The organism is Vaccinium witches'-broom phytoplasma str. VAC (genome assembly GCF_000309405.1).
In the GTDB taxonomy this organism is placed as follows: domain Bacteria; phylum Bacillota_I; class Bacilli_A; order Acholeplasmatales; family Acholeplasmataceae; genus Phytoplasma.
Window position 1 is genome coordinate 1 of sequence record NZ_AKIN01000140.1, and the last position, 8389, is coordinate 8389.

Sequence of the window (8389 nt, forward strand, 5' to 3'; positions counted from 1 at the left end):
TTAAAACTCCTTTTTTAAGTTTGGCTAAATAAAAAAACCAAACTGTTTATTTGAATTAATAAACAATTTGGTTCAATTAGTTGTTTTCTTTTAGTACCACTTTGATGGTTCACTCTAAAGACAAATATTAAACTTTCTTACTATAAACCTAAAATAAATCTCATTTTATAAATCTAATTTTTCTTATAAAAAAGCCCTTTAAAAACAAAACAAGCTAAAAACGTTTATTCCTTTGTTGGAAAAACAATTTAGCTTGTTTTTTGATACATTTGTTTAATTTTTAAGGTAATCATTTTTTTATTCTAATTCTAAACAGTTTAAAAGATATTTTTAATGAAATAAATAATCATTTATAAAGAACTTTTTTGCATGGGTAAATCTAATATTTTTATTATAAATTCGTATTATCGCTTTTCATTAGAGAGAAATGGGTAATTAATATTTTTTTTACACCATGATTTTCGTCATCAAAAGAAATGGTAGCAATATTTTTTTGAATAGAAAGTAATACTCCTTGGCCGAAAGTTTGATGGATTAATTGATCGCCTATTCGATAAGAAGGTTTATTAGAGAAGTATTTATCAATTTTTTTGTTAAAGTAAGAAATTAAATGCATTTCCTTGATAAAAGAGACTGGCTTTAAGAAGAAGCGATGTCCTAAAAGATAACGAGAACCAGAACTACTAATATATAATAATTCTTTCGCTCTTGTGATAGCTAGATAAGCTAAACTTCTGGCTTCTTTGATTAAAATTTCAGAAGGAGGAGAGGAGGAATCAGAATTCTTTTTATCTAATAAATTTTCCATAAATATTTGATCTTCAAAACCAATAGCAAAAACTACTTTAAATTCTAATCCTTTAGTTTTTTTGATTGTAGAAAGAACCACTTTATTTTTATCATTGATTAATTTATCTTCATTAAATAAAGAAATTTTATCTAACACAATTCTTAATTTTTCTAAAAAAGTACCTTTATGATTTAAGTCTTCATGGCTAAAAATTTCTTGGAGACGAATGATATTGGCTTTTTTCTCCTGGTTGGCTAATTTTTTATCATAATTATTATAATGAGATAATTTTTCTTCTTGTTCATTTAACATGCGTGAATAACCAATAATATCGTCTATTTTCTCAATTATATTAGATAAATTGGTCGTATCATCATTAAAAATAATATCTTGAATCATTTCTAAAGTTTTTTTAAAATTAACAAATTTAGCCTTATTATTGCGATCTGGTGGGATATAATCAATAGTTTCTAATAAAGACGAAATATTATGTTGTTTCGCTATATCTTCTAAAAATTCCATTGTTTTAATGCCTATTTGACGTTTAGGTATATTAATGATCCTTTTTAAAAAGAAATTATGTTTATTAGAAAGAACAACATGAATGTATGCGATCATATCTTTAATTTCTTTTTTTTGATAAAAAGAATAACTGTTTTTAATGAAATAAGGAATATTGTCTAAAAGAAAATGATTTTCGATATCTGTTCCTAAATTATTAATGCGGTATAAAATGCAAATATCATTATAATTATATTTACCTGTCTTGATTAAATCTTTAATTTTTTTAGTAATATATTTAGCTTCTTGTTTAGCGGTTAAAAAATCATTATAAACTACTTGTTCTCCAGAATCATAAACACTTTGAAGTTCTTTTTGAAAAGGTTGATTTGTTTGAGATTCATAATTATGACCAATTAACATATTAGCTTTACTTAAAATATTTTGAGTTGATCGATAATTAGCGTTTAAAGTATACATATCAGCTTTAAAATCTTTTTCAAACAACATTTGGCATATAACATCTTTATATTTAAAACGATAAATCGTTTGGTTCGGATCTCCCGCTAAAAAAATAACACTCTTTTTGCCGATAATTTTGATTAATTTATATTGAATTAAATCGATATCTTGACATTCATCTACCAAAAGATAAGCGAATTTTTTCTGATAAAAAGAGGCTACCGAATGGTTATTTTTTAATAATTGATAAGAATAAATAATTAAATCATCACAATCGACTAAATTATTAGTTTTGAAAAAATGACAATACTCATCATAAATTTTTTTCATTTCCGGGGAAATAAAATTTATTTCGTTATATTCTTTTTTTAACAAAAGATCATCCGTCTCATTAGTCAGGATATTATTAACAATTTCTTTTTTAGCAAATTGTTTTTTAATTTTCGAAATATAACTTTGAATTTCCAATACTTTATATGAATCTTTATTAATGCCCAATTTTTTCATATTTTCTTTAATAATAGATTGTCCTTCGTTTTCGCTAATGATAGCAAAAGAGGAGTCCATTCCGAAATTAAGTTTATCGATATATTTTCTTAAAATTTGGGTACTTAAATCATTAAAAGTTTTAATAGTCAAATTATAAAATTCAGTATTAACTATTTTTTTTAGATTTTTTTTCATTTCTTTAGCGGCATTATTAGTAAAAGTAATTGCTAAAATATTTTCACTCTTAATGTTTTTCTGTTCCAGTAAATAAGCTATTCTATTAGTAAGTGTTTTGGTTTTGCCAGTGCCTGGACCTGCTAGAACAAAAAGAGAACGATCAGGATAAGTAACTGCTTTTAATTGTTCTGAATTCAGATTTTTTAACCATTTTGGTTGCAACATATTTTTGAAACCTTCTTTTCGCAATTATTTCTTATTTCTCAAAAATCAATTAATAAAAAATATTTATCTTATTCTTGTGTATATTTTTTGGCTATTTCTGTAAAAAATAAAAAATTTTCATATCTTAAAGAACTATTACCGGCTAAAATACCATTAATTTCTTTTTGTTGTAAAAAAGCTTCTACATTAGAAACGTTCACGGATCCACCGTAAATAATGTTAACTTTTTGAGCCGCTTCTTCGTCATACATAGTAGCGATTTTCTTTCTTATTTGACCAATGTTGTAATTAGCATCTTCTGGTGTAGCACTTTTGCCAGTGTTAATAGCCCAAATTGGCTCATAAGCTAAAATAATATCTTTTAAAGAATCGCTGGCTACATTTTGAAAAATAATTTCTAATTGGTTATTTAAATATGTTTGAGTTTCGTTTTTTTCTTTTACTTCTAAACTTTCCCCTAAACAAACCAAAGAACGCATTTGTTGTTCTAAAACAGCTAAAAGTTTTAAATTAACTATTTCATCCGTTTCTTGAGAAAGGATTCTTCTTTCGCTGTGTCCGATTAAAACATATGTAACGCCTAAAGATTTAATATTTTGGGGAGAAATCTCTCCTGTAAAGGCACCTTCATTTTGATAAAAAACGTTTTGAGCGCCAATTCTTAAATGTTTACCTTCTATTTGTGTTAAAGCATCTAATAAAGTAATTTGTGGAAAAATAATTGTTTCTACTTCCTTTTTATTAGGTACTTTGTCGTTCACTTGAAAAATATAATTCAAAGATTCATCTTTGTTTTTGTGTAATTTCCAATTGCCTGCTATAATAATTTTTTTCATTTTTTTCCTCTGTTTTTAAAAAGCTGTTACTTTTAATATTTTGGTCTTTTCTGAATAATTGTTCAATAAATGATATTCTTCATTAATAGATAAATAAAAAGTATCGTCTTTTTTTAATAAATAATGTTTTTTGTTTAAAACTAAAACCACTTCGCCTTCTAAAACATAACAAAATTCATCATTGATTGTTCTTGTTTGAATTATTGTTTGTCCTTGGGGTTCTATTTCTATTATAATAGGTTTTATTTTATTTTTTTCTAATTTTGGAAATATATTATAAATAGTATGCTTTAAATTATGATTTGGCGCACTAATAAAATCTTCTTTGGTGTTGATTAATGATAAATTTTTCTCTTGTTTAAAAAAATCTGATACTGAAACGTTAAAAATTTCTAACAAAGGAAATAAAGTTTTTAAAGAAGGAGAAATTAAATTATTTTCAATTTGAGAAATATAACCACTAGTAACATTAATTTTTTCAGACAATTCTTTTTGTGTTAATTTATTTTTTAATCTTAAAGTTCTAATTTGAAATCCAATATCCACTTCATCTTCCTTTTAATATTTTTTTAAATAACTTTTTTATATACCTAATAAGAGATTTAATTCTCGGTATAAATAAATTTGTTGATTAAAATATTTTTTCGAATTATTTTTATTTTTTTTATGATTTTTATATAATTCTAATTTGTCTTTTTGATATTTCAATCTCCATAAAATTTTTAAGAGTAATAATTTGATTTTTCCTCGGAAAAGCTGTTTTTTACGAAAACGAACAGTTTTTTTATCAATTTTATTAATTTGTTTTAAAATAGAGTTATTTTTTTGTAAAAAGGTGTTTTGGCTATTTTCGTAAGAGTCGAAAATAATTTTTTCTTTCTTTTCTTGGTTTTGTTTGATTATTTTGTTTTGTATAGAGTATAATTTTATTTTTTTAACTATTAAATCAGATTTTTTTTTAAAAGCAGATAAGAAATCTTGAAATAAAAGCTTTTTTTCTTCTTCTATTTGCTTCATTTCTTGGACGAAATTATTCTCTATTTCTTTCAAAGTATCATCTAAATTTTCCTGAATTAAAGTAATTTTTTCTTTCATTTGAACTAGCTGTTGATTAATAGCTTGTTGTTCTTTTTCGATTGTTTTTTTGATTCTTTTTTCTTCTTCTTGGGCTACGAAATGGATATTTTTAATTTGAGAAAAATGAATGTCTTTAGCGATATCTAAAAAAATATCAGTTAATAAAAAAATTTTATTATTATGGATCAATAATAAGTTTTGCTTATTTTGTTCTTTCTTAGATAAGATATGACGATTATATTTGTTCCATTCGTAATAATCTAGGCGAGATTGATCCACAAATGAGGTTAAATTATGCCAAAAAGACCACCAATAATTCCAAAACTTTTTTACTTTGAATTTATTTGATATTTGAGATAAAAAAGTTTTTGGAGCAGATGTTTGATTAATGGTAATAATTTGTTGAAACAATTTATTTTGATAAAAATTCTTTTTTTGTAATATTTTATTTTGTGTTTTTCGTAAAGCGTTGATTTGGCTTTCTTTTTGGTCGTTATTGGTCTTCTTTTGCTTTTGCCAACGATGTAATTGTTCTTTCCATGATTGATAAAGATTATTAGAAATTTTAATTTTTTTATCAAAAACAGCGAAAAAATTATTATTAGGATTATCATATTTAAATTGTACATTATGAACTAAATCACGAATAAAAGAAATATTTTTATCATAATATTCTAAAATAAACTGGATTAAATCAATTTTTTCTTGTATCAACAACTCTTCGAAAAGATATATTTCTTTTTGCAAAAGATAATGTGAATCAAAGTGTTTGTCGTGAATTTGATCAATAAAAAATTGCAACAAAGAACTCACTTCTTCAAATTCTTCTGTATCAAATAAGACTTTAGATTTATTATTGTTTAAATAATTGTTTAATTTATCTTGCATTATGTTTATCAAATTATTTTGTCGGTTATTAGCTTCGTTAAGATGATTAATAAAAGAAATTATTTTTTTTAAAATATTTTTTTGATTGATAAAATTTTTTTCTATGATATTTTCTATTTTGATTTGTTGAACTTTCATACGAAATAATAAATTTTCTTGTTGTTGTTTATAGTTCATATTTGCAAAATGTATTTTATGTTCTTGATTAACATATAGATGTTCTAAATTTTCTTTTAAACGTTGTGTTTGTTTATGATTTTGAATTATTTTAGCATAATATTCAGATGTAATTTTAATTTTTTCAATTTTTAACTGCATCTTTAATAAATATTTTTTATGTTGGGTTTTATGCTTTAAAAATAAAACTTTTCTTTGAAATTCTAAATTGTGAATTTTTTTTTGTATATCTTGATTTTTTTGTAAAAATAAATATTCTAATTTGTTTTTAGCGTTTTCTTCTCGTCTTTCGATTTTAATCATTTCATAATGTTTTTGAACATCTGTTTGTCTTAATTCGATATCTAGCATTTTAATTTGTTGGAGATATTCATGATTAATTAATTCTTTTTCTTGTTTACAAATTAAATGTTGGTTATAAATCTCCATGTCAGTAATTTTAACAAAGATTTTTTTTTCTAAAGCAATGATGTTTAACGATTTGTTGTAAAGAAATTTTAACCAAAAATATTTTTTACGCCAAATATTTAAATCTTTATAATAACGGATTTCATTTTGCATCATTTCTTTCATTAAAGATAAAAAACATTTTTCTTTAGTTTTAGACACTGATTCCAGAAAAAAAAACATCATTAATTTTTTTTCTTCAAATAACATCTGTTTTTTTTCTTCTAAAGCATGTTGATTATGTTTAAAAGTGTTTTTTTCTTGATCAAAGATTTTATTATGATCCGTTAATTTATTTTGAAAAAGATCATTTATTTTTTGCATTTTTTCCGCAAAAATATTATTTTTCTTAATTTCTTTTTGGTTAATGTGAGTTAAATTATTTTTATAATTTCTTTCTATTTTATCTAAATTAGCGTTTAAACCGTTTTTTAAAGCGATGATTTGTTTATTAATTAATATATTTTTTTCATGAAAAGATTGATAGGTTTCGTTGGTTTTGAATTTAATTTTTTCCGAAATTTCTAAATGTTTTTGTAAAAAATTATTTTGTTCTTTTTCTTGTTCTGTATGTGTTTTGTGTTCCAAAAAAATAATATTGTCTAAATCGGTTTGTGTTTTTTGTTTTAAAGAATCAATATTTTGTTCAAATAAAGTGTTATTTTTTTTTTTAGCAAAATTATTATGTTTAATTTTTTTCATTAATTCTTTAATGCATTTGTGTTCTTTTTTATCTTTTTGAATAAAATTAGTGTATAAAATGCTTTGAAATTTATTTTTAATATAAGATAGGTTATTGTGATGATCAACGTTTAAATCTTTTAATTTAAGAAAAATTTGCTGATTTAATATTTTAGTTTTTTGATCAATTTCTTGTTCAAAAGACATACTTTGGGCCTGATAATTATAAGGAAAGGAATTATTGCTTTGTAAAAGATTATTCAAATAATTTAACACAAATAATAAATTATTTTGCGAAAAATCTTTATTATTGTGTTCAATATCAGTTATAGAAGAAACATTTTTTTGATTAAAAGACATTATTCATTTTATCCTCGTTACCCTAATATTAATACTTATTATATATTATAACACACTAAAACATAAGATAATGATTTTTAAAATGTTATAATCAAATAGAGAGCAGCTCGAGGTGTAAAATGTATTATTATATTAAAGGTAAAATTATCGAAATTAATAAAAATAGCGTTATTGTTGATAATCATGGTATTGGTTATCATATTCATTTTTGTAGCCCTTATTTGTTCCATATAGAACAAGAAGTAAAATTATTTCTTTATTATTATATTAAAGATAATATCCGTGATTTGTATGGTTTTACAGAAATGAAATTTCTTTCTTTTTTTAAAAAATTAATTTCTATTCCAGGAATAGGACCTAAAAGCGCTATTGTGATCACCAATGTAGAATTTTTTCAAGAAACGCAAAACGCTATTAAACAAAATAACATCGCTTATTTAATGAAATTCCCTGGCATTGGTAAAAAAACAGCTCAACAAATTATTTTCCATTTACAAAATAATTTAGTTACTCCAAAAACACAAACCAACGCTTTTGTCCTCAACCCTAAACAAAATGATGTTAAAGATGCTTTGATGAATTTAGGTTTTAACGCTAAACAAGTCGAACATATCATTTATAAAATAGATTCTAACCAAAGTTTAGAATTAATGATAAAAGAAGCTTTAAAACTTTTAATTAATAAATAAAAGGATTAAAAATAACATGAATACTAAAGATATTGTCAACGAAGAAATCAAAATAAATAATAAAGATGAACAATTTTTAAGACCACTATTGTTAAACCAATACGCAGGACAATCAAATATTAAAAATATTTTAAGTGTCTATATTAAAGCTGCCCAAAAAAGAAAAGAATCGTTAGATCATCTTTTATTTTACGGTCCGCCTGGCTTAGGCAAAACTACTTTAGCTAAAATTATAGCTAATGAATTAAAGGTTAATTTTAAAATTACCAGTGGAGCCGTGATAGAAAAAACTGGCGATTTAGCAGCTATTTTAAGCAATCTTCAACCAGGAGATGTTTTATTTATTGATGAAATTCATCGCTTGCCGAAAAGTATTGAAGAAATTTTATATGCCGCTATGGAAGATTATGTTTTAGACATTATTATCGGCAAAGAAAACGAAAGACGTACAGTGCGCATTGATTTGCCGCCTTTCACTTTAGTAGGAGTGAGGTGTTCCAAAAGTTTAGACACTTTTTATTTTTTAAAAATTCTTTAAGACTAACTATTAAGTTAGTCTTTTTTTCTTTTCTAAGACTAAAAAAAATAAT

General features: G+C 23.5%; 5 protein-coding genes and 1 pseudogene. 2 read left to right on the plus strand and 4 right to left on the minus strand.

The annotated features are described in order from the left end of the window. Nucleotides 1–391: 391 nt before the first annotated feature. From RI68_RS02355 to RI68_RS02370, 4 genes are all read right to left on the minus strand, one after another. Nucleotides 392–2644, minus strand: coding sequence for an ATP-dependent helicase (locus RI68_RS02355; protein ID WP_017193639.1), 2253 nt, complete (start codon nt 2642–2644; stop codon nt 392–394). Between the two features lie 68 nt (nt 2645–2712). Further along, nucleotides 2713–3480 carry a triose-phosphate isomerase gene (gene tpiA, locus RI68_RS02360; RefSeq protein WP_017193640.1) on the minus strand — a complete coding sequence of 256 codons (768 nt, stop codon included), beginning with the start codon at nt 3478–3480 and terminating at the stop codon, nt 2713–2715. 15 nt (nt 3481–3495) lie between these two features. Further along, nucleotides 3496–4026, minus strand: a complete 531-nt coding sequence (locus tag RI68_RS02365) for a helix-turn-helix domain-containing protein (protein ID WP_017193641.1) — start codon at nt 4024–4026, stop codon at nt 3496–3498. Nucleotides 4027–4062: 36 nt separating this feature from the next. Next, nucleotides 4063–7110 (minus strand): hypothetical protein, encoded by a 3048-nt coding sequence (locus RI68_RS02370; protein WP_017193642.1) that lies wholly within the window; start codon nt 7108–7110, stop codon nt 4063–4065. A 119-nt stretch (nt 7111–7229) separates the two neighbouring features. Here RI68_RS02370 and ruvA point away from each other — a divergent pair, with 119 nt between their 5' ends. Continuing rightward, nucleotides 7230–7799 carry a Holliday junction branch migration protein RuvA gene (ruvA, locus tag RI68_RS02375; RefSeq protein WP_017193643.1) on the plus strand — a complete coding sequence of 190 codons (570 nt, stop codon included), beginning with the start codon at nt 7230–7232 and terminating at the stop codon, nt 7797–7799. A 16-nt stretch (nt 7800–7815) separates the two neighbouring features. Then, nucleotides 7816–8286, plus strand: a pseudogene (locus RI68_RS02380) (AAA family ATPase); the annotation flags it as partial. Nucleotides 8287–8389: the final 103 nt, after the last annotated feature.